Genomic DNA, 22,060 nt, shown 5'->3' on the forward strand with positions numbered 1-22,060 from the left:
ACGCCCGGCGCAGCGCAGTTGCTGCCGAGACGCACGCGAGGACGAAGAATGCGGCAAAATCTTCGGTTCAGTGCCAAACTGGACAGCGTTCGAGAATTTCGGCAGAATCCGCGTCACTACGGCAACAGCCTACGCTCAATAGGTAAACGTCGTGGATAGTGACGGTATCTTTGCATTTTCTTCATGGGTTAACAGCTCAATGAGCCTGGTGCTCGAGCACGGCTGACACAAGGGACTTTCATGGCGCGCATCCTGGTACTCAACGGCCCCAATCTCAATCTGCTGGGGACCCGTGAACCCGAGGTGTATGGCACCACCACGCTGGAGGATATCCACCAGCGTCTGGTCCAGCGCGCCAGCGCGGCCGGCCATCAGCTGGACTGGCTGCAGTCCAATGCCGAGCATGTGCTGATCGAGCGTATCCACCTTGCCCGTGAAGATGGCACCGCCATCATCCTGATCAATCCGGCGGCCTTTACCCATACCAGCGTTGCGCTGCGCGATGCGCTACTCGGCGTCGCACTCCCGTTCATCGAGCTGCACCTTTCCAACACCCATGCCCGCGAGCCGTTCCGCCACCATTCGTATCTTTCCGATGTGGCACGCGGCGTGATCATGGGCTTTGGCGCTCGAAGCTATGACATGGCGCTTGACGCCGCCCTGGACGATCTCGCGCAGTAAGGGCACGTCCAGAGCGGTGTTCACGCACCGCCATCAGGCCTCATCACTGCCTGATACCAGGATTCACCGGCCATCGCCATGGTCGGGACAGCCGTCGGGGCTGTCGCCCGCAGCCGCCGCTATCACGGCTGCACACCCCCATTTCCAGCCACATTTACATCGGGATTAATTTCATGGATATCCGCAAGGTCAAGAAGCTGATCGAGCTGCTCGAAGAGTCCAACATCAGCGAAATCGAGATCCAGGAAGGCGAAGAGTCCGTTCGCATCAGCCGCCATCCGCAGGGCTTCGCCCAGCAGCCGATGATGCAGGCCCCGATGATGATGCAGCAGCAGCCGATGCAGCAGGCCGCTCCGGCAGCCGCTGGCGCCGCTGAAGCACCGGCCGCTCCGGCAGCACCGGCTGCGCCGCAGGGTCACACCATCAATTCCCCGATGGTCGGCTCCTTCTACCGTTCTCCGGCGCCGGGCTCCAAGGCCTTCATCGAAGTCGGCCAGAGCGTCAAGAAAGGTGATACCGTCTGCATCGTCGAAGCCATGAAGATGATGAACCAGATCGAAGCCGACAAGGATGGCGTCGTCGAAGCCATTCTGATCGAAGACGGCGAGCCGGTTGAATTCGACCAGCCCATGATCGTCATTTCCTGATCCCAACGGACACGTCACCATGCTCGACAAGGTACTGATTGCCAACCGCGGCGAGATCGCCCTTCGCATCCTTCGCGCCTGCAAGGAACTGGGCATCAAGACGGTAGCGGTGCACTCCAAGGCCGACCGCGACCTGATGCACGTCCGCCTGGCGGATGAAGCTGTGTGCATCGGCCCGGCCTCCTCTGCCAAATCCTATCTCCACATCCCGGCGCTGATCGCAGCCGCCGAGGTGACGGACGCCGACGCCATCCACCCGGGCTACGGCTTCCTGTCGGAAAATGCCAACTTCGCCGAACAGGTCGAACGTTCCGGCTTCGCCTTCATCGGCCCGCGCGCTGACACCATCCGCATGATGGGTGACAAGGTCGCGGCCATCGAGGCGATGAAGCTGGCCGGCGTTCCGACCGTGCCGGGTTCCGACGGCCCGGTGCCGGAAGACGAAGACGAGATGTACGCCATCGCCGAGCGCATCGGCTATCCGGTGATCATCAAGGCCGCCGCTGGCGGTGGTGGTCGCGGCATGCGCGTGGTGCACTCCAAGGCCAGCCTGCTGTCCTCGGTGAGCATCACCCAGGGTGAAGCGGCCGCGGCCTTCGGCGACGGCACGGTGTACATGGAGAAATTCCTCCAGAACCCGCGTCACGTCGAAGTCCAGGTACTGGCCGATGGCCAGGGCAACGCCATCCATCTGTATGACCGCGACTGCTCCCTGCAGCGTCGTCACCAGAAGGTGCTGGAAGAAGCACCGGCGCCGCAGCTGGACGAAGAAGCGCGTGCCAAGGTACTCAAGTCGTGCACTGATGCCTGCATCGAGATCGGCTACCGTGGCGCCGGCACCTTCGAGTTCCTGTACGAGAACGGCGGCTTCTACTTCATCGAGATGAACACTCGTGTTCAGGTCGAGCACCCGGTGACCGAAATGGTCACTGGCATCGATATCGTCAAGGAACAGCTGCGCATCGCCTCCGGCCTGCCGCTGTCCGTGAAGCAGGAAGATATCGAGCTGCGCGGTCACGCCTTCGAGTGCCGCATCAATGCCGAGGATTCGCGCACCTTCATGCCGTCTCCGGGCAAGGTCGAGCTCTATCACGCGCCGGGCGGTCTGGGCGTGCGCATGGACTCGCACCTGTACTCCGGCTACACCGTTCCGCCGCACTACGACTCCCTGATCGGCAAGCTGATCACCTGGGGCGAGAGCCGCGAGATCGCACTGACGCGCATGCGCAATGCCCTCGACGAGCTGCTGGTGGAAGGTATCAAGACCAACACTGACCTGCAGAAGGATCTGGTACGTGATGCCGGCTTCCAGGAAGGTGGCGTCAACATCCATTATCTGGAGAAGAAGCTGGGCCTGTAAGACGCCCCGCTTGAGATCGGTGACGCGTGTTGCCGATAGACGCACGACAGAAGGGTGGCCTCGGCTGCCCTTCTGTCGTCTGTGCCCTCCTCCCCTTTCTTTTCGCCCATCGACAGGAGTCACCATGTCCTGGCTGCAACTCAAGGCGCGTATCGCCCCCGACCACGCCGAGATTCTCGAGCATCTGCTGATGGAAGAAGGCGCCTGCGCCATCACGCTGCAGGATGCTGAAGACCAACCGCTGTTCGAACCGGACCTCGGCAGCACGCCGCTGTGGAGCGAGACAGTCCTCACTGGCCTGTGGGATGGCACCGAAGGCATCGAGGCCATGCGCGAGCGGGTCAAGGCCGGCTGGGCGGCGCTGATTCCCGATGAGCCCTGCCCGGAGATCGAGGTCGAGATCCTCGAGGACCGTGACTGGGCCCGTGAATGGATGGACGGTTTCGAGCCGCTCAAGATGGGCCAGCGCCTGTGGATCGTGCCCAGCTGGCACGATGCGCCGGAGCAGGACGCCGTCAACCTGATGCTCGACCCGGGCCTGGCCTTCGGCACCGGCACCCACCCGACCACCGCCCTGTGCCTGGAATGGCTCGATGGGCTGGCCGTCGATGGCAAGCTCGCCCAGCACAGCGTGCTCGACTTCGGTTGCGGCTCCGGCATTCTCGCCATCGCCGCGCTCAAGCTCGGCGCGGTGGATGCGCTGGGCACCGATATCGACCCGCAGGCGCTGCAGGCCTCGCGTGAGAACGCCCAGCGCAATGACGTCAGCGACCAGCTGACCCTGTGCTACCCGGACCGCCTGCCGGACGCGGGCTATCAGATCGTGGTCGCCAACATTCTGGCCGGCCCGCTGGTCGAACTGGCCCCGCAGATCGCGGGCAGCGTCGCCCCGGGTGGCCTGTTGGCGCTCTCCGGCATTCTCGCGCCCCAGGCGGGAGAGGTGCTCGACGCCTATCGTGAAGCCGGCCTGATCATGGAAGAGCCCACCGAGCGCGATGGCTGGGTACGCCTCAATGGTCAGCGTCCACTGATGGGCTGAGCCACGCCATGAGCGCCGCAGCCGCGCAGGTAGAACGCATCCGCGACGCATTGTGGATGAAATAGCCCTTCAAACCCTGCGGCGCTCTAGGTATCATGACGCCCCCGCGAATCCCTGACACGACAGCAGCTCGCGCGCCTGACACCACTCGCATGACACGAGACCCATGACCGATACCCCGCTTCCCGCCGACCTGCCCCGCATCGGCGTACATCAGCTTCCCAATCGCGTGATTCTGGCCCCGATGGCCGGTGTCACCGATCGCCCGTTCCGACAGCAATGTCGTGAGCTGGGCGCCGGGCTGGTGGTATCGGAGATGGTGACCAGTGACAAGCGGCTGTGGAATACCGTCAAGTCACGCACGCGCATGAACCATGCCGGCGAACCCGGCCCGCGTGCCGTGCAGATCGCCGGCGGTGACGCCGCCATGCTGGCCGAGGCCGCGGCGCTCAACGCCGAGATGGGTGCCGAGATCATCGACATCAACATGGGCTGCCCGGCCAAGAAGGTCTGCAACAAGGCCGCCGGCTCTGCCCTGATGCGCGACGAGAAGCTCGTCGGCGAGATTCTCGATGCCGTAGTGCGCGCCGTGGACGTGCCGGTCACGCTCAAGATGCGCACCGGCTGGTGCGAAGAGACGCGCAACGCCATCGCCATCGCGCGCATGGCCGAAAACGCCGGCATCCAGGCGCTGTCCGTGCATGGTCGCACTCGCCAGCAGAAATATACCGGCGAGGCCGAATACGACACCATCGCCGCCGTGAAGGCCGCGGTGTCGATTCCGGTCTTCGCCAATGGCGATATCGACAGCGGCGAGAAGGCGCGACATGTGCTTGACTATACGGGCGCCGACGCCGTGATGATCGGCCGTGCGGCCCAGGGCAATCCCTGGATCTTCCGCGAGATCAATCACTACCTGGCCACCGGCCAGGTAGCCTGTGGCCCGAGCGATGCGGAGCGCGCCCTCGTGATGCGCACCCACCTCGAGGCCCTGTACGAATTCTACGGTGACTACATGGGAACGCGCATCGCGCGCAAGCATGTGGGCTGGTATCTGGCGACGCGGGAGGATGGCAGTGAGCTCAAGCGCCACTTCAATCCCCTCGAGGAGCCGGAACAACAGCGCCAGTTCCTGACCCGCCTGTTCGGCGAGCCGGATGGCATCGCCCGCACCGAGACGCAAGGAAGTCACGCAGCATGACCAGCAGGCACCCTCTTTCACCCGACGACGCAAGCCAGGCCACCCTGATGACGCCCGTGCGGCACCATCAGACCCTGCGCGAGGCGGTCGAGCACTCCATGGCGCGCTACTTCGCCCACCTGGATGGCGAGCAGGTCACCGACCTGCATGCCATGGTGATGGCTGAGGTCGAGGCGCCGCTGCTGGAGGCGGTGATGGCCCACGCGCAGGGCAACCAGACCCGCGCCGCCGACATGCTGGGCCTCAACCGAGGCACACTGCGCAAGAAGCTCAAGCAGTTTGATCTGATCTGACCCCGCCGGGGCACCTTTACAGGTGCCCCGGCGTCTTTTTGTTGATCCACGAGTGGAGCATCATGCAAGCCAAGCCCCAAGCCATCCGTCGCGCCCTCCTGAGTGTTTCCGACAAGACCGGAATCGTCGAATTCGCTCGTGCCCTGGACGCCCGCGGCGTCGCCCTGCTGTCCACTGGCGGTACCTTCCGCCTGCTAAAGGACAACGGCCTTGCCGTGACGGAAGTGTCCGAGCACACCGGTTTCCCGGAAATGATGGATGGCCGGGTCAAGACCCTGCACCCGAAGATCCACGGTGGCATTCTCGGCCGTCGCGGCCAGGATGATGCGGTGATGGCCGAGCACGGCATCGACCCCATCGACATGGTCATCGTCAATCTGTACCCGTTCGCCGCTACCGTGGCCAACCCGGATTGCTCGCTGGAAGACGCCATCGAGAACATCGATATCGGCGGCCCGACCATGGTGCGCTCCTGCGCCAAGAACCACGCCCACACCACCATCGTCGTCAACGCCTCGGATTATGACCGCGTGATCGCCGAGATGGATGCCAACGACAACGCCGTCAGCGATGACGCGCGCTTCGATCTGGCCGTGGCCGCCTTCGAGCACACCGCCGCCTACGATGGCGCCATCGCCAACTGGCTGGGCCAGCGTGTCGAAGGCGGCAGCGAAGGCCTGCCGCGTCAGTACAACGTCAGCCTGAGCAAGAAGCAGGACATGCGTTACGGCGAGAACCCGCACCAAAAGGCGGCCTTCTACGTCGAGGACGGTGCCACCGAGGCCAGCGTCGCCACGGCGGTGCAGGTGCAGGGCAAGGCGTTGTCCTACAACAACGTCGCCGACACCGATGCCGCCTTCGAGTGCGTCAAGGCCTTCGACGAGACCGCCTGTGTCATCGTCAAGCACGCCAACCCGTGTGGCGTCGCCATCGGCGAGTCTGCCCTGGCCGCCTACGAGCGTGCCTTCCAGACCGACCCGACCAGCGCCTTCGGCGGCATCATCGCCTTCAACGTGCCGCTGGACGCCGAGACCGCGCAGGCGATCGTCTCGCGTCAGTTCGTCGAGGTGATCATCGCCCCGGGCATCAGTGAAGAGGCAGCGGCCATCGTCGCCACCAAGGCCAATGTGCGCCTGCTCGACGTCGCGGATGCCTGGGCGGCCGAACGTACCGGCGGTCACGACTTCAAGCGTGTCACCGGCGGTCTGCTGGTTCAGGACCGCGACCAGGGCATGGTCGGCCGTGATGAGCTCAAGGTCGTCACCGAACGTGCGCCGAGCGAGCAGGAACTCAACGACCTGACCTTCGCCTGGAAAGTGGCCAAGTTCGTCAAGTCCAACGCCATCGTCTACATCAAGGATGGCCAGACCATCGGTGTGGGCGCCGGCCAGATGAGCCGTGTGTACTCCGCCAAGATCGCCGGCATCAAGGCCGCCGATGAAGGTCTGGAAGTGCCGGGCTCCGTGATGGCCTCCGATGCCTTCTTCCCGTTCCGCGACGGCATCGACGCCGCTGCGGCGGCCGGCATCACTGCCGTCATCCAGCCGGGTGGCTCCATGCGCGATCAGGAAGTCATCGATGCGGCCAACGAAGCCGGCATCGCCATGGTCTTCACCGGCATGCGTCACTTCCGTCACTGATCAGATAACGCTAGCCTGCACAGGTGCCTGTACTGGTACCTAAGCTAGCGCTCACGCAAAAGCCCCCGCCAGCGACATGCTGGCGGGGGCTTTTTCATGCGCATCTGACAAGAAACGCGGTCATTCGACCGGCAGGTTGACCCAGCGCAGGAAGTTGTCGCGCGCGACATTGCGCGCTGCCGGTGGCGACAGCGCATCGAGGAAGGGCGTATAGCTGGCGAGGATATCGCCCACCGAGCCGAAGCGCCCGACCACATCACTGCCGAGCACGAAGCGCTGTGGGAAGCGCTCGACCAGCGCCACCCAACGCGAGCGCGGCTGCCCTTCATCATCCAGCAGGTAGGGTTCCAGCACCGACCAGGACAGGTCGATATTCAGGTTGGGATAGGTTTCCAGCATGCGCTCGATCTCGCCGTGCAGCCAGGTCATGCGCCCCAGACGACGATTGAGCTCGGCACTGGTCCCGGCGTGTGCCCAGATGAAGGTCGTGTCCGGATTGTCGCGCACCGCACTCTCGAATTCCTCGAGATACAGGCCCTCATGCCCTTCCCGCTTGCTGGTGATGTTGGAATGCACCATCACCGGCAGCCCCTTCTCCGCCGCCAGCGCATAGACCTTCATCAAGGCCGGATGATTGGCGCGCGGCGTCTCGCCTTCGGTCAGGCGCGTCAGGTCGTCATGGCGCGTGAAGATCTCCCCGATGCCCTTCCAGAAGCCGGGATAGATCGCCATCAGCTGGCGAATCTCGTCGGCGGCATTCAGATCGGTGGGGTTGAAGCCAGTGATGAACGGCGAGAAACGCGCCTGTACCGGCTCGGGCGCGCGGGTCAGTGCCTCGGCCAGGATGTAATCGGTACCGGAATACCAGTAGACCGGCGCATCATCGCCCATGTAGTAACGTGGCTTCTTGGGTGCGTCCTGCTGCCATTTCTTGGCAACGCCGATGCCCGTGACCAGGGCGTGATCGACCTGCGCCTCGTCCATGGCATCCAGCAAGGCCCCCAGACCATCACCCTGCTGGAAGAAGTCCACGAAGTGCAGATGGGCGTCGCTGTAGTGATAATCGCGTGTCTCGTCGGCGGCCACGGCCTCGAGGCCAGCCAGGCTGCCGGCAAGCCCCAGCAGCAACGCCAACGCCCCCTGGACGAGAGGACGTTGGCGGGCGCGGGCAGGACAAGATGGCTGGGCAGGAAGAGAGGCACGGGCGGCGCGAGGGGCAAGCTTCAGCATGGGGAGCTCCGGGAAAAGGTCGCTCGATTCTGCGGCGCATCCCTGCCACGCGCAAGCAGCCTCAGCCCGCCAGCGCCGCCCCGCTCATGGCGTTTCGCGAGTTTGCCTCGCTCTCAGCAGCCTGCTGGCGGCGCGCGGTGACACGGTTCCAGACCTTCTCGTGGAAGAAGAAGGCGACGGTGTTGACCGCCGGCTCGACGATGGCGACCAGGCCGCCGACCACGATATCGCCGGTCAGCAGGTAGGTGACACCGAAGGCGATGGAGAAGTGCATGCTGGCAAAGGTCAATGTCTTGATCATGTTGGCTGCCCTCCGGGCGGTCTACTCAGCGAGACGCTGAGCCTCAGCGCGTCGCATGTCATGGGGTCAGGCAACTGCGTGCTGCCTTGATGAATTAATAATAACGATTCTCAACTGCATGTAGAAATCACTTTGCACTACCTGGCTGATAAGCGTCAACTATCACGCGATTGAGCCGGCCTGATGGCACGCCCTGCCAGCGGCATCGAGCGCGCCAGCTGCGGTCATATCCGCTAGAATGCCCTGCCGGCCTCGCGCGCCACTCTCGGTCTGATACCCGATGGCGCAGTTGTCACGATGGCTCGGCCAGCTTCGCGCCCTTTTCCCTCTACCGCTGCTTCAAGGTTGCCATGACGCCGCCACTCGACCCCGATGCTCTCCAGACACTGCTCGAACGCCTGTCCGATGATGCCAGCCGCTGCTTCAACGAGGGCAAGGTCGCGGACTATATCCCGGCCCTGGCGCAGGTCGACCCTGACCAGTTCGGCATCGCCGTCTGCCATGTGGATGGCCGTGTCCAGTACGCCGGCAGCGCGCATACCCGCTTCTCGATCCAGTCGATCTCCAAGGTGCATGCGCTGGTACTGGCGATGCAGCGTCTGGAGAGCGACGAGATCTGGTCGCGCGTCGGCCGTGAACCCTCCGGTCAGGCCTTCAATTCGATCATGCAGCTGGAGGTCGAGAACGGCATCCCGCGCAATCCCTTCATCAATGCCGGTGCCCTGCTGATCACCGACCTGCTGGTGTCGCGCATCGTCTCGATCCAGAACACCCTGCGTGAGCAGCTCAGGCGTCTGTCCGGCAGCGACGATATCGGCTTCGATGAAAAGGTCGCGCGCTCGGAAATGGACCACAAGGCACGCAATGCCTCGCTCGCCTATCTGATGCAGGCCTACGGCAATGTGCATTCCGACGTGGATGACCTGCTGGATACCTACTTCCACAGCTGCTCGGTGTCGATGAACTGCGTGGAACTGGCGCGCAGCTTCGCCTTCCTCGCCAATCGCGGCGTCAATCCGCTGGATGGCAAGGAAGTGGTCTCGCCGCTGGAGACACGCCAGCTCAATGCGTTGTTGCTGACCTGCGGGCTTTACGATGCGGCAGGCGACTTCGCCTGGCGGGTGGGTCTGCCGGGCAAGAGTGGCGTCGGCGGTGGCATCATCGCCATCCTGCCGGGACAGATGAGCATCTGCGTCTGGTCGCCACGCCTGGACGGCTACGGCAACTCGATTGCCGGGCGACATGCATTGGAAGGCCTGGTGGCGGGCATGGGGCTTTCGCCACTGGGGTGAGACATGCGAGCCGAGAAGTAAGGGCTGAGAAGTGAGGCCTGAGAAGTGAGCGTTGCGGCATGAGGATTGCGGCACGAGAGCCAAGATCCGAACCCGAGATCAGAGATAAGAGATAAGAGTTCCGGCAATAAAAAAGGGCGAGTCGCGTCCGCCACGCCACTCGCCCTGTCTTCAATCCTTGAAGACTATCACCACAGGTCCCGCTCTTTGACTGTAGCGTAAATAAGCATATACACAAGTAAGAGAATGCCGACAAAGCACACCTGTCTTTGGCCCTGATCTGCGGAAAAAGACCGCGATATACCGCTTTGGTCTGACACGCGCAGCGCGAGACACTCCATCTCTACGACCAATGACTCATGCGCCTCTTGTCGCGAGCTTGCCCGCCACTCGCACATGCTGTTCTCTCATCAACAGTGAAAGATCGCTCTCATCAGCAGCGAAAATTCCATGGCCAAGTTGCAGGCACACTCGGCGCAGACCGGTGGGATAAATGCATGGCATGAAAAAGCCCGCCCGGTTTCCCGGGCGGGCTTTTTCATGCTGATGGCGTGTCCGATCATTGCCTTGAGCGCTGGCTATCAATCAGCGATGCAAGGTTCCAAGATGCAAGGCTCGAGGATGCAAGGCTCAAGCAAAGATCGACATTGCGGACCCGATGACGATGGATCAGCCAAGTGAGAGACACAGATACTTGGTTTCCATGTATTCCTCGAGGCCATACTTGGAGCCTTCACGGCCCAGCCCCGATGCCTTGGTGCCACCAAAGGGCGCCGCGGCGTTGGAGATCAGCCCGGTATTGATACCGACCATGCCGTAGTCCAGACCTTCCGAGACGCGCCAGACACGCTTGAGGTCGCTGCTGTAGAAGTAACTGGCCAGGCCGAATTCGGTGTCGTTGGCCATCTCGATCGCCTCTTCCTCGCTCTCGAAGGGGAAGATCGCCGCCAGCGGACCGAAGGTTTCCTCACGGGCGACCTTCATCTCCGGCGTCACCTGCGAGATCAGGGTCGGCGTGAAGAAGCTGCCCCCCAGCGGATGCGGATGGCCGCCCAGCAGCAGTTCGGCACCCTTGTCGAGGGCATCCTGCACGTGCTCGGTGACCTTCTCGACGGCGTCGCCATCGATCAACGGACCGACCTTGACGCCCTCTTCCAGGCCATTGCCCACGGTCAGCTCGGCGTTCATGGCGGCGGCCAGCTTCTCGCTGAAGGCATTGACCACGCTGGACTGCACCAGGAAGCGATTGGTACAGACGCAGGTCTGGCCGGCATTGCGGAACTTGGCTGCCATCGCGCCTTCCACCGCCGCATCGAGATCGGCGTCTTCGAACACCAGGAAGGGCGCGTTGCCGCCAAGCTCCAGCGAGATCTTCTGGATATGCTGCGCGGCATTTGCCATCAGGCCGCGCCCGACTTCCGTGGAGCCGGTGAAGGTCACCTTGCGCACGATGCTGGAATCGGTCATCGCCTTGGCGATGTCCTTGGCCGAGCCCGGCACGACATTGAAGACGCCTCGCGGCACGCCAGCGCGTTCCGCCAGCACCGCCAACGCCAGCGCCGAGAACGGCGTCTGGCTGGCCGGCTTGACCACGATCGGGCAGCCCGCGGCCAGCGCGGCGCCTGCCTTGCGGGTAATCATCGAGGCCGGGAAGTTCCACGGCGTGATCGCCCCCACCACTCCGACCGGCTGCTTGAGCACCAGAATACGCTGGTCACGCTTGGCGGCCGGAATGGTGTCGCCATACACGCGCTGACCTTCTTCGGCGAACCAGCGCAGGAAGCTGGCCGCGTACTGGATTTCACCGGCGGCTTCGGCGAGGGGCTTGCCCTGCTCCAGCGTCATGATCTGCGCCAGGTCATCCTTGTGCTCCAGCATCAAGGCGTACCACTTCATCAGGATGTCAGCGCGCTCCAGCGCCGGCGTCTCCTTCCAGTCCGCGAAGGAGTGCTGCGCCGCCTCGATGGCGCGTTCGGTCTCGGCGTAACCCAGCCGAGGCACGCGGCCGATGATCTCGCCGGTGGCAGGATTGTCGACCTCGATCTGCTCGCCGGAATCCGCGGCTACCCAGCCACCGTCGATATAGGCAAATGGACGAAACAGACTGGTATCGTTGAGATGTTCCATGAAGACTCCCGAGGCGTGCTTGTGGGTCAAGGCAGTGATTCCCGGCTAACCGAGACTACTCAAGACTAACCTGATATAGCCTAGATGCGGGCGTGGCGCTAGATCCACAACCCTGCCAGTACTAGTACCACGATGGCCAGCCCGGCGAGCCACCAGCGCTTGCGCGTCGCAGGCCTGGCGGTGTCGGCCGTGGGCCCGGGCGCCTCGCCGGCCTCGTTCTCGGGCGGCATCGAGACGACTCGCCGCGCCTTCTGCTGCTTGATTCGCGCATTGAAGACCTGCACTGCACGGCCATCGCGAAGCTCGAAGTCCACCGCCAGCCCCGGCCCCGGCAAGCCACGCCCGCGCCAGCCGACCAGATCGAAGGCGTGCTCACCGCCCTTATCGTCCCGAATGGTGCCCTGCTGTTCTGCATCATCGAAATGGATGATTTCCCCGATCACATCATGTCTCCCGACTCTTCAGGCTTCTGCGCCTGATCTTCTCGACATCTGAGCTTCTCGATATGTGAGCTTCTCGACATCTGACCTTCTCGACACCTGAGCTTCTCAACGCCTGCCCGGCTGACTAGTCATGCGCTTCGCGACTGTCCGACAGGGTGATAGACACCGAGTCAGAGAAGCGCAAGGCATGCGGCTTGTCGATCTCGACCTGCGCTGTCAGCACCTGTTCGTGCGCCATCACGATATCCAGCACCTCACGGGTCATGCGTTCGAGCAGCGCGAAGCGCCCTTCCTCGACATGACGGATCAACTGCTTGGTGATGGTGCGGTAATTGAGCGCTTCACTGATGTGATTGAACTGCACGGCGCGTGCCGCGCGATAGCGGATCACCACGTTGATCACGACATCCTGGCGGTTCTGGATCTCGTCTTCATTGATCCCGATATAGGTTCTCAGGCGCAGATTCTTGATGCGAATGGTGGCGAGGTCGTGATCGAGATGTTCATCGTGCAAGGCATGCATCGGCATCGGCAGGGACTCCTGATCAAGGGAAACGCGCGAGATGACTCCCAGACAAGAACGCCGCCTCGAAAGGCGGCGTCTTCACTCTGCTGTCAGCTGATCAACGTCAGGAATTCCTGACGGGTCGGCTGATTGTCGCGGAAGGCGCCCAGCATCACGGACGTCTTCATGCTGGAATTCTGCTTTTCCACCCCACGCATCATCATGCACATGTGACGCGCTTCGACCACGACGGCCACACCACGTGCACCGGTGACCTGCTGAACGGCCTCGGCGATCTGCTTGGTGAGGTTTTCCTGAATCTGCATGCGACGCGAATACATGTCGACGATACGCGCGAACTTGGACAGACCGAGCACCTTGCCAGACGGCAGATAGGCGATGTGGCACTTGCCGATGAACGGCAGCAGGTGATGCTCGCACATCGAGTAAAGCTCGATGTCCTTGACCAGTACCATCTCGTCCGTATCGGAGGTGAAGACAGCGCCGTTGACGATCTCCTCCAACGACTGTTGATAGCCATGAGTCAGGTACTGCATGGCCTTGGCCGCGCGCTTGGGCGTATCCAGCAGGCCCTCACGCTCTGGATCCTCACCCAACGCGGTGATGATCTGGCGGTAGTGGTTGGCAATCTCTTCGGTCATCCGTCTGCCTATGGTATCGGTCAGGGGCGCGCACTAGCGCACGCATAGCAGGGGTAAAGCACAAAAGTCATACACAAGCGATCAGATGGCAAGAAATCGTATAACTTCGTGTTCAATGTCAGGGCCAGATTCTACCTCAGGCATGCCGTCAACGCAGGTCTGTTCACGCGATTGTCGTATCCATGCAACACATGCGCCCCCATCGGTAACCGATGGGGGCGCATGAAGGGGCGATGTCACTCACTTCGCCAAAGGGGCTCAGGCCTTGCGACGACCTTCAGGTCATGTCACGACTGCCAGGCCATTTCACGACTGCCAGGCCATGTCGCGACCGCTAGGCCAGCCAACGCGGCGCAGACAGCGCGACGCGCTGCTGTTCCAGGCTGCGAATGTGGTCGTCCCAGTAGCCCAGGCTCGCCACGTGCGAGAAGGCCTGCGGGAAGGCGGGGTCCGACCAGCGCCGCACCACCCAGGCGCTGTGACGCACCATGCGCAGTGTGCGCAGGGTCTCGATCCACTTGAGCTCACTGCGATTGAACTCACAATGCTGCTCGTAGCCCTCCAGCACCTCGGACAGCTGCATGTGCAGCTCCGGGTCGCTCTGACCGGTCAACAGCATCCACAGGTCCTGCACCGCCGGGGCGCTCAGACAGTCATCGAAGTCGACCAGCGCAAAGCTGTCATCGCGCCCCAGCATGTTGCCGATGTGGCAGTCGCCGTGGGTACGGATCAAGGCGCTTTCCGGCCAGCTCTGCTCCGCGACCAACGGGCGCAGCGCCTCGATGACACGCTGGTAGCTGTCGCGCTGGCGCTCACTCAGCCAGTCGGAGGCCAGCACGCTGGCGCAGCTCTCTTCGAGAATCCGCAGCGGCGAGAGCGTCTCCCGCTCGCGAAACGCGCTCTTGCGCCCCACCGCGTGCACGCGACCGATCAGCTCACCCAGCTGATAGAGGTGCTCGGCAGATTCAAGCTCCGGCGCGCGCCCCACCACATGCGGGAAGAGAGCGAAGTCGAAGCCTTCGAATCGATGCAGCGTCTCGCCGGCCTCGTTCGCCCACGCGGGGGCGCCCGGAACACCGGCCTCATCCAGCTCGGCCAGGAAGGCGTGTTCCTCGAGAATCTGGGCACGGCTCCAACGCTCGGGGCGATAGAACTTGGCCACCCAGCGGCGTCGGTCATCATCGGCGAGATGGTAGACACGATTCTCGTAACTGTTCAGCGCGAACGGCTCGCCGGGCAACCAGAAGCCCAGCGATTCGACAGCGGCCACGACACGGTCCGGCGCGAGAGCATCGAAGGGATGAAAACGCGTGTCTCCATGGCCCTCTGGCGCGGATGTCGTCGACCAGGTGTTGCCATTGGAGCGCGCATCCAACTCGCGCGAGGTGCCGGAAGATTGCGAGTCATCGGGGGAAACAGGATCAATAGGCATGGCAATTCCTCGGGCATGGACCAGCAAACGGCTGCCGGACCTTGCATGCTATGAGATTAGACCCTCTGCACGCCAGTCTTCTCCCTGATTGACCCCGCCTGCCCGCTGAGTTCAACGCCCGTTTCGAGGCTCAGCCCCGGCGGCATGTGTCGGGCAGCTCTACTTCGTGTCGCGTTTGCGGGTCACAGCGCCCCGCGCAAGGCCAGGGGAGTCCGCGCCAGCACGCAGGCATCGACCTCACGGGCACCGGCTCGCAGGCAGGCCTGAGCAAGACTGTCGAGCGTCGCACCGCTGGTCATGACGTCATCGATCAGCAGCACGTGCTCGGGCAAGAGGCCGTCAATGTCATAACGCCCACGCTGCGCTTTCAGACGCTCGCGCCGATCCCGCAGGCGCTGATCCGGCGCTGCCCTGGCCACCGCGACTGACGCCTCGTGCGGCATGCGCCTGTCGCGCACCCGCGCCATATCCCGCTGGTGACCGGCGATGACCGGTGTCAGCCCGCGACACAGCTCTGCCAGCGCATCATGGCCGCGCTGGCGACGGCGATAGGCATCTGCCGGTACCAGCAGCACTGCGCCGTGAGGGTGCGTCTGGCCCCACTCGCGGCAGAAGTGCGCGAGCTCCCGCTGCATGAGTTGGCGCAGCAGTCGCCCAGCGCGGCGCTGATGCTGGTCCTTGTAGCGCTGGAACAGCCCCGCCAGCAGCCCTTCATAACGCAGCGGCGCAAAGCAGCGCGCAAAGGCGGGCGGTGACGACAGGCACCGCGCACAGGCCTGCTGACTCAATGCCAATGAGGCGACAGGCTCAGCACAACGCGGACAGGCATGCTGATTGCGCGCGATTCTCGCCTCGCAGGCGTCGCACCACTCGCGGCGCGATGACAGCTCTCGCTCATGACGCGAGCGAGTCGCTAGAGAGGAAAATGAATGGGTAGGTGAAACTGAAGCGCTCTGCCGTTCGGTCGCGCCGGACATGGCTGCCGTCAGCTGACGCTGACAGAAGGCGCAGGGTCGCGACAGCTGCCAGTGGTCAACCAGCAGAGCTCTCATCGTTGACAGCGCCCACGGAAACTCTATCATCTCAGTTAACCTGACCTTACATGATGCGTTGACTGGCCACTTGCCAGCTCGGCTGCCGACTCCCGGACTCACCCACGGATGACCGGCTCAGCGCGCTCTCGCTCTGCCCGCCTGATGAAGGACCTCAAGCTCATGACCGTAGAAGCCTCCCGCGTGACAACACAAGCCACGAATATCCCTGCGCCTGCCGATGACAGCGTGGTACGCCATGACTGGAGCGTCGCGGAAATCGAGGCGCTGTTCGCCCTGCCCTTCAATGACCTGCTGTTCCGTGCCCAGCAGGTGCACCGCCAGCACTTCGACCCGAATGCGGTGCAGGTCTCCACCCTGCTGTCGATCAAGACCGGCGCCTGCCCGGAAGACTGCAAGTACTGCCCGCAGTCCGGCCACTACAACACTGGCCTTGGCAAGGAAAAGCTGATGGAGATCGAGAAGGTGGTCGAGCAGGCACGTGCCGCCAAGGACGCCGGCGCCAGCCGCTTCTGCATGGGTGCGGCCTGGAAGAGCCCGCGTGAGCGCGACCTCGAAGTGGTCACCGAGATGGTGCGTCAGGTGAAGTCGCTGGGACTCGAGACCTGCATGACGCTGGGCATGGTCGATACCGATCAGGCCAGAAAGCTCGCGGATGCCGGCCTCGACTACTACAACCACAATCTGGACACCTCACCGGAGTACTACGGCGAGATCATCACCACGCGCAGCTACAGCGAGCGCCTGGATACCCTGGCCAGCGTGCGCGAAGCCGGCATGAAGGTGTGCTCCGGCGGCATCCTCGGCATGGGCGAGACCACCACCGACCGTGCCGGCCTGCTGCGTCAGCTGGCCAATCTGGAGCCACAGCCGGAATCGGTGCCGATCAACATGCTGGTCAAGGTGGCGGGCACGCCGCTGGAGAATGTCGATGACCTCGATCCCATCGAGTTCATCCGCGCCATCGCCGTGGCGCGCATCATGATGCCGAAGAGCCACGTGCGCCTGTCCGCCGGCCGCGAGCAGATGGACGATTCCACCCAGGCACTGGCCTTCCTCGCCGGTGCCAACTCCATCTTCTATGGCGAGCGTCTGCTGACCACCGGCAACCCGCAGGCCAACCGTGACCGCGAGCTGTTCGAGCGCCTCGGCCTGCACCCGGAGACCCGCCAGGAAGTCGCCAGCGACGAAGTGCGCGAAGCCGCCCTGAAGGCCGCCATGGAAGAACAGGCACGTGCCAATGTCGAGGGCAGCCTGTTCTATGACGCCACGCGCGAGGCGACGCCCGCCAGCAGCGAAGGCCAGGTGCGCGAACGCAAGCCCTGCGGCCTGGTGGTGTGATCGCTCGTGGCCACCGACACGCCCGCCAGCGCGCGCTTAAGCCCTCAGTCCAGCGCCAGCTTCACGCATCTGGAGGACCTGCTCACTCAGCGTGAGCGGGTCGGCCGCTATCGCCGGCGCCTGACGCTGGATTCCCCACAGGGCCCCCACGTCAACCTCGCCGGGCAGGCAGCCGGTGCAGAGACGCGCCCGCTGCTCAACTTCACCGCCAACGACTATCTGGGGCTGGCCAACCACCCGGCGCTGGTCGAGGCCGGCTGTCGCGCGGCGCGTGAATTCGGTGTCGGCAGCGGCAGCGCACACCTGGTCAATGGTCACCAGCGCGCTCACCACCAGCTGGAGGCTCGCCTGGCCGAGCTGACCGGGCGGCCACGCGCGTTGCTGTTCTCCACCGGCTTCATGGCCAATCTGGGCGTGATCGATGCGCTGGCGAGCGCCTCGCGCGAGGCCGGTCGCAGCCTCGAGATCTTCCATGATCGCCTCAATCACGCCAGCCTTCTCGATGGCGCGCGCCTGGCGTCCTCCGGCACCACTGCCGTGCGCTCGCGTCGCTTCCACCATCGCGATATCGAGGACCTCGAACGCCAGCTGGCGCGCTCCCGGGCCGATGACAAGCTGGTGATCAGCGATGGCGTGTTCAGCATGGATGGCGACTGCGCCGATATCGCGGGCCTGAGCCAGGCCTGCGCCCGGCACGGCGCCTGGCTGATGATCGATGATGCCCACGGGCTGGGCGTGCTGGGCGAGCATGGCGAAGGCCTGGTCGGGCGCGATACCCCGCTGGCTGACGTGCCGGTATTGGTCGGCACCCTGGGCAAGGCGCTCGGCAGCAGCGGCGCCTTCGTCGCCGGCAGCGATGCGCTGATCGAGAGTCTGATCCAGCTGGCGCGCCCCTACATCTACACCACCGCGCAACCGCCGCATGTCGCCGCCGCCACCCTGGCGGCGCTGGAAATCGTCGCGCACGAACCACAACGCCGTGAGCAGTTGCAGGCCCGCGTGCAGCAGTTCCGTGAGGGTTGTACGCATCTGCTGGCGGGCAGTGGGCTCGCGCTCGGGCTGTCGTCAGCCGACAGAGAGGCATTCTCTGCCGCGCTGACCCCGATTCAGCCGCTGATTCTGGGCAGCGAAGCGCGGGCATTGGCCTGGAGCGCGGCACTGCGCGAGCGTGGCGTACTGGTCTCGGCCATCCGCCCGCCCACGGTGCCCGCCGGCAGCTCGCGCCTGCGCTTCACCTTCTCCGCCGAGCACACTGCCGAGGATATCGCGGCACTGCTAGACGCTCTCGAAGCGGTACTGGCAGCGGAAAAGGCCCAGCCCCACTCTTCTTCCCCAACAATCAGCTCAGAAGGAGTCACGCCATGACGCTGACTCGTCTGGTGATGTTCAGCGGCTGGGGTATCGATGCGCGCATCTGGCAGCCCTTGATCACCTGCCTGCAAGCACGCCTCGCTCACGTCACTGAGACGGATGATCAGGCAAAGAGTTGCCCGCTGGAGATCATCGCGCCGGATTGGCCAGAAGAAGGCCCGCAGGCCGATTCACGGGCAGGCTCAGAACCGACAGCCTTGCAAGCCTCACTGGGCGGCGCCGATACCCTGTGGCTGGGCTGGTCGCTGGGTGCCCTGCGGGCCGAGGCGCTGGCGAAGGAGCAGGCGCCGGCCGTCCTTGTCTCGCTGGCCATGGGGCCAAGCTTCATCGACCAGGCCCCATCTGAACAGATGATTCCCGCCCTGGCACCAGAGGTGCTGAACGACTTCCGCACAGCCTTCGCGCGCAACCCCACCGCCAGCTGGCAACATTTTCTGCGCTGGCAGGCCAGTGGTGAGGCCTCTGCGCGTGACTGCCTCAGACAATTGCGCGAACTGATCGGTCGTCACCCCGTCAGTCGCGAAGCGGTGCTGGCGACAGGACTGGCGGAACTGGCCAGCCGCCAGATGTCGCTGGCACCTCAATCAGAGTTACCGCTCGAGTTCTGGCTCGGCAAGCAGGACCCGCTGCTGGCACCGGGCCTGAGTGCGGCGCTGCGCGCGCAGGGCCAGGTGGTCGCGGAATTCGAGGGTGGCCACTGCCTGCCATTGAGCGCGACCGAGGCGCTTGCCGATGCCCTGCTCGCACGCATGGGCCTCGCCACCCACGTCACGCACATCAGCGAGGAGGCCTGAGATGTCGATTGCCGTCAGCGCGCCGCCTGCAGAGCTTGCAACGCCCCCGCTCACGCCTGCCACGAGCCGTCAGCAGGTTGCCCGCGCCTTTGATCGCGGCGCTGCCGACTACCTCACGCTGGCGCAGGCGCAGCACGCCATGGCGGCCTCCCTGTTCGCCTCGCTCCCTGAGCGGCTGCCGGCCGATGCCCGTGTGCTTGATCTCGGTTGTGGGCCCGGACATTGGACCCTCGAACTGGCGCAGCGCTACTCTGGGGCTTGCTGCATGGGGCTGGATCTCTCGCTTGAGATGCTGCGTGAAGCCGCACGCCAGACGAGCGAGCTTGCGAGTGGCAGCCCTGAACGCCTGCACTGGCTACGCGCCGATGCCGAGCGCCTGCCACTGGCCGATGCGAGTCTGGACCTGGTGTTCTCGAGCCTGGCCGTGCAATGGTGCGACAGCCCTCGGCAATGGCTCGCCGAACTGTCACGCACCTTGAAACCCGGCGCTCGAGCGCACATCAACACCCTGGGGCCCGGCACCCTCAAGGAAGTACGCCATGCCTGGCAGCGCGCGGATGATTCCGTGCGCCACTTCCCCAGCGCCGCCCATCTTGCCCGCCATGCAGAAGCCGCCGGGTTGCGCTGCCACTGGCAGTTACGCCCGCGGATATTTCACTATCCCGATGTCGACGCGGTCATGGCCTCGATCAAGGGCATCGGGGCACAGACCGCCACTGGCCGGCGCCTGACACGCGCCGAGGTGCAGCAGGCCAAGGCGCGGCATGAAACGTTGCGTACCGCGAAGGGATTGCCTGTAAGCTATCAAGCCATTGAACTTGTGCTCGAAAAACCGTTCAGAATTGCGTACGGATAACACTGATACTTTGCTTGAAGGCAATTACCTGCCTCGCTCGGATACAATGAAAACTGATATGAGAACCGCGGACAGCTCGTCACGGGACACTGCTTTGCCTACGCGAGCCGAACATGGCATCGCCGCCTTCGTGACCGGTACCGATACCGAAATCGGCAAGACCTTCATCGCCAGCGCCCTGCTGGCACGTGCTCGCCTGCGCGGCCTGACCACACTGGGCCTCAAGCCCGTGGCCTCTGACTGCTTCGAGAATCACGATGGTCTGGTCAACGCCGACGCCCTGTCATTGCAGGCGCAGTGCGAACCGGAAGCGGAGTATGAAAGCATCAATCCCTGGCGCTTCGCGCCGGCCATCGCACCGCACATTGCCGCGCGTCAGGTGGGGGTCAATCTCGAGGTGGCGAAAATCGCGGCGCATGTGCGGGGCCAGCAGACAAGCGCACCGCGCGACCTGCTGCTGGTGGAAGGCGCTGGCGGCTGGCGGGTACCGCTGAATGACGATGAGGATTTCTCGGACCTGGCCATCGAGCTGGGCTTGCCGGTGATTCTGGTCGTCGGGCTACGCCTGGGCTGCATCAATCATGCGCGCCTGACGCTTGAGGCCATCGAGCGCGATGGGCTGGAGATCGCCGGCTACGTCATCAATCATCTGGAAGCGGATATCGAGGTCAGCGAAGACAACATGGCGACGTTGTCACGCACGCTGCGAGCCCCCTGTCTGGGTGTCGTTCCGTGGATGTGCGATGAAGATCTCTCCAATACACGCCACGCCGCCGAGCGCGCCGCCAGCTATCTGCAACTGCCCTGCGGACTGGAATCACGTAGCGTGCATGTCGTACAGGAGTGAGGCGCTGCAGGCACAGCACAAGGCGGGGAATTTCAGGGGATAATCGACACAAGCGATTGACTTGAAAGGCATCACAGGTAAAATGCAGCCCTGCTTCTCGCGGAAGTGGTGGAATTGGTAGACACGCCAGATTTAGGTTCTGGTGCCGCAAGGTGTGGGGGTTCGAGTCCCCCCTTCCGCACCATCAGCATACTCTGCTGATGCTCCCCAGCTGCCTCGCGCAGTCAGCAAGTCCTCCCGCTTTTGTCTGTCGTGCATGCGTCGTGTCATCTGATGCCTTCTGCACCCATCATCATCGTCAGTGCCTTCCCGTTGGTTGCTATACCCGTTTCACGCCCGCTCTCTGCGTTACTCTGCTTTGCAAACAACCTGCTCGACGCTCTCCTGCTCTGCGTTCCTCTGCTTTGCGACCCTCGGTCGATCTGCGGTGCGGCATTCGCGCGTCTGGACGAACCTCAGCGTCGTCTTAGGCTGTCCTGCAGATTGGCCAGGCTGACACGCGCCTGATCCAGCAACAGCTGGCGCTCTTCACGGTCATGATGTGCGGCATGCGCCGCGGCGAGTTGCAGGTTCACGTATTCGATTCCACTGGTGAAACGATAGAACTCGCGACGCGAGGCCACCTGGCGAAAGGCGTCGAGCAGTGAGGGATCAAGCGCCAGCCGCTCACCACGCGCAACGTCTGGCTCCGCCTCCACCAATGCCGATAGCAGTGGTTGCACGGCCTGATTCCATTCCTCTCTGCGCGGCCGCCAGCGACCGAGCCAGAAGCCGATGAAACCGCCGATGCCAAGGCCGCCCAGCCCCCATAACCATTCCCACTGCATGCTGGTGCCTCATTGCGTCAGATCGAATCCCGAGGGCCATTGCCTCATCTTGGCGCAGTATACCCAACAATGAGCGCTCTCATGCTCAACGCCCGACATATTTAATAAAATACTAATAA

The 22,060-nt window shown here is 63.6% G+C and carries 23 protein-coding genes and 1 tRNA gene; 15 read left to right on the forward strand and 9 right to left on the reverse strand.

The window, feature by feature from the left end; translation table 11 throughout:
* The first annotated feature begins 240 nt into the window (after window positions 1–240).
* The 7 genes from aroQ (at window position 241) to purH (ending at window position 6,861) form a co-directional block, all read left to right on the forward strand.
* Entirely contained in the window at window positions 241–681 is a 441-nt protein-coding gene (gene aroQ / locus ACJJV2_RS13095) for a type II 3-dehydroquinate dehydratase (protein ID WP_043331983.1), read from the forward strand.
* Between the two features lie 173 nt (window positions 682–854).
* Window positions 855–1,328, forward strand: a complete 474-nt coding sequence (gene accB, locus ACJJV2_RS13100; protein ID WP_043331985.1) for an acetyl-CoA carboxylase biotin carboxyl carrier protein — start codon at window positions 855–857, stop codon at window positions 1,326–1,328.
* 19 nt (window positions 1,329–1,347) lie between these two features.
* On the forward strand, window positions 1,348–2,688 hold the full coding sequence (gene accC, locus ACJJV2_RS13105) for an acetyl-CoA carboxylase biotin carboxylase subunit (protein WP_043331987.1): 1,341 nt from the start codon (window positions 1,348–1,350) through the stop codon (window positions 2,686–2,688).
* Window positions 2,689–2,812: 124 nt separating this feature from the next.
* A complete protein-coding gene (prmA, locus tag ACJJV2_RS13110; protein ID WP_043331989.1) occupies window positions 2,813–3,727 on the forward strand; it encodes a 50S ribosomal protein L11 methyltransferase in 915 nt (304 codons plus the stop codon).
* Between the two features lie 166 nt (window positions 3,728–3,893).
* A complete protein-coding gene (gene dusB / locus ACJJV2_RS13115) occupies window positions 3,894–4,928 on the forward strand; it encodes a tRNA dihydrouridine synthase DusB (protein WP_405281516.1) in 1,035 nt (344 codons plus the stop codon).
* Window positions 4,925–5,221, forward strand: coding sequence for a DNA-binding transcriptional regulator Fis (fis, locus tag ACJJV2_RS13120; protein ID WP_043331993.1), 297 nt, complete (start codon window positions 4,925–4,927; stop codon window positions 5,219–5,221). Before dusB ends, fis begins: the two co-directional genes overlap by 4 nt.
* A 62-nt stretch (window positions 5,222–5,283) precedes the next feature.
* Complete coding sequence (purH, locus tag ACJJV2_RS13125) at window positions 5,284–6,861, forward strand: bifunctional phosphoribosylaminoimidazolecarboxamide formyltransferase/IMP cyclohydrolase (protein ID WP_404326145.1); 1,578 nt, start codon at window positions 5,284–5,286, stop codon at window positions 6,859–6,861.
* 120 nt (window positions 6,862–6,981) lie between these two features.
* On the opposite strand, the gene ACJJV2_RS13130 is transcribed toward purH, so the two are convergent.
* Both ACJJV2_RS13130 and ACJJV2_RS13135 read right to left on the reverse strand, forming a co-directional pair.
* Window positions 6,982–8,091: an amidohydrolase family protein gene (locus tag ACJJV2_RS13130; protein WP_405281521.1), complete on the reverse strand. Its 1,110-nt coding sequence runs from the start codon at window positions 8,089–8,091 to the stop codon at window positions 6,982–6,984.
* A gap of 61 nt (window positions 8,092–8,152) precedes the next feature.
* On the reverse strand, window positions 8,153–8,392 hold the full coding sequence (locus tag ACJJV2_RS13135) for a DUF2061 domain-containing protein (protein WP_043331997.1): 240 nt from the start codon (window positions 8,390–8,392) through the stop codon (window positions 8,153–8,155).
* 350 nt (window positions 8,393–8,742) lie between these two features.
* Between ACJJV2_RS13135 and glsB the strand changes: the two genes are divergently transcribed.
* Both glsB and ACJJV2_RS13145 read left to right on the forward strand, forming a co-directional pair.
* Entirely contained in the window at window positions 8,743–9,684 is a 942-nt protein-coding gene (gene glsB, locus ACJJV2_RS13140; protein WP_054555045.1) for a glutaminase B, read from the forward strand.
* A gap of 450 nt (window positions 9,685–10,134) precedes the next feature.
* Window positions 10,135–10,365: a hypothetical protein gene (locus ACJJV2_RS13145; protein WP_405281525.1), complete on the forward strand. Its 231-nt coding sequence runs from the start codon at window positions 10,135–10,137 to the stop codon at window positions 10,363–10,365.
* Here the strand turns inward: ACJJV2_RS13145 and ACJJV2_RS13150 are convergent.
* The 6 genes from ACJJV2_RS13150 to ACJJV2_RS13175 form a co-directional block, all read right to left on the reverse strand.
* On the reverse strand, window positions 10,354–11,811 hold the full coding sequence (locus tag ACJJV2_RS13150; protein ID WP_043332412.1) for an NAD-dependent succinate-semialdehyde dehydrogenase: 1,458 nt from the start codon (window positions 11,809–11,811) through the stop codon (window positions 10,354–10,356). The genes ACJJV2_RS13145 and ACJJV2_RS13150 overlap by 12 nt on opposite strands.
* A 98-nt stretch (window positions 11,812–11,909) precedes the next feature.
* Window positions 11,910–12,254, reverse strand: coding sequence for a hypothetical protein (locus ACJJV2_RS13155; protein ID WP_405281528.1), 345 nt, complete (start codon window positions 12,252–12,254; stop codon window positions 11,910–11,912).
* 124 nt (window positions 12,255–12,378) lie between these two features.
* Entirely contained in the window at window positions 12,379–12,783 is a 405-nt protein-coding gene (gene folX / locus ACJJV2_RS13160) for a dihydroneopterin triphosphate 2'-epimerase (RefSeq protein ID WP_043332416.1), read from the reverse strand.
* Window positions 12,784–12,869: 86 nt separating this feature from the next.
* Window positions 12,870–13,421, reverse strand: coding sequence for a GTP cyclohydrolase I FolE (gene folE / locus ACJJV2_RS13165; protein ID WP_043332418.1), 552 nt, complete (start codon window positions 13,419–13,421; stop codon window positions 12,870–12,872).
* A gap of 334 nt (window positions 13,422–13,755) precedes the next feature.
* Window positions 13,756–14,853 (reverse strand): serine/threonine protein kinase, encoded by a 1,098-nt coding sequence (locus ACJJV2_RS13170; RefSeq protein WP_084589292.1) that lies wholly within the window; start codon window positions 14,851–14,853, stop codon window positions 13,756–13,758.
* Window positions 14,854–15,035: 182 nt separating this feature from the next.
* Window positions 15,036–15,905 (reverse strand): ComF family protein, encoded by an 870-nt coding sequence (locus ACJJV2_RS13175; protein WP_405281533.1) that lies wholly within the window; start codon window positions 15,903–15,905, stop codon window positions 15,036–15,038.
* A gap of 162 nt (window positions 15,906–16,067) precedes the next feature.
* Here ACJJV2_RS13175 and bioB point away from each other — a divergent pair, with 162 nt between their 5' ends.
* The 6 genes from bioB to ACJJV2_RS13205 all read left to right on the forward strand — a co-directional run bounded on the left by bioB (window position 16,068) and on the right by ACJJV2_RS13205 (window position 21,298).
* The gene (gene bioB / locus ACJJV2_RS13180; protein WP_215823958.1) at window positions 16,068–17,246 is read left to right on the forward strand and encodes a biotin synthase BioB; all 1,179 of its coding nucleotides are present in this window, start codon (window positions 16,068–16,070) and stop codon (window positions 17,244–17,246) included.
* A 6-nt stretch (window positions 17,247–17,252) separates the two neighbouring features.
* Window positions 17,253–18,611 carry an aminotransferase class I/II-fold pyridoxal phosphate-dependent enzyme gene (locus ACJJV2_RS13185; RefSeq protein WP_405281536.1) on the forward strand — a complete coding sequence of 453 codons (1,359 nt, stop codon included), beginning with the start codon at window positions 17,253–17,255 and terminating at the stop codon, window positions 18,609–18,611.
* Complete coding sequence (locus ACJJV2_RS13190; RefSeq protein ID WP_405281539.1) at window positions 18,608–19,411, forward strand: alpha/beta fold hydrolase; 804 nt, start codon at window positions 18,608–18,610, stop codon at window positions 19,409–19,411. The genes ACJJV2_RS13185 and ACJJV2_RS13190 overlap by 4 nt, the downstream gene beginning before the upstream one ends.
* A 1-nt stretch (window position 19,412) precedes the next feature.
* Window positions 19,413–20,267, forward strand: a complete 855-nt coding sequence (locus ACJJV2_RS13195; protein WP_405281541.1) for a methyltransferase domain-containing protein — start codon at window positions 19,413–19,415, stop codon at window positions 20,265–20,267.
* A gap of 94 nt (window positions 20,268–20,361) precedes the next feature.
* Entirely contained in the window at window positions 20,362–21,114 is a 753-nt protein-coding gene (bioD, locus tag ACJJV2_RS13200; RefSeq protein ID WP_405281544.1) for a dethiobiotin synthase, read from the forward strand.
* A gap of 99 nt (window positions 21,115–21,213) precedes the next feature.
* Window positions 21,214–21,298 (forward strand) — tRNA-Leu (locus ACJJV2_RS13205).
* A gap of 271 nt (window positions 21,299–21,569) precedes the next feature.
* Here the strand turns inward: ACJJV2_RS13205 and ACJJV2_RS13210 are convergent.
* A complete protein-coding gene (locus ACJJV2_RS13210; RefSeq protein WP_043332422.1) occupies window positions 21,570–21,941 on the reverse strand; it encodes a hypothetical protein in 372 nt (123 codons plus the stop codon).
* Between the last annotated feature and the right edge of the window lie 119 nt (window positions 21,942–22,060).

The organism is Cobetia sp. Ld8, assembly GCF_045066615.1.
Taxonomy (GTDB): Bacteria; Pseudomonadota; Gammaproteobacteria; order Pseudomonadales; family Halomonadaceae; genus Cobetia; species Cobetia amphilecti.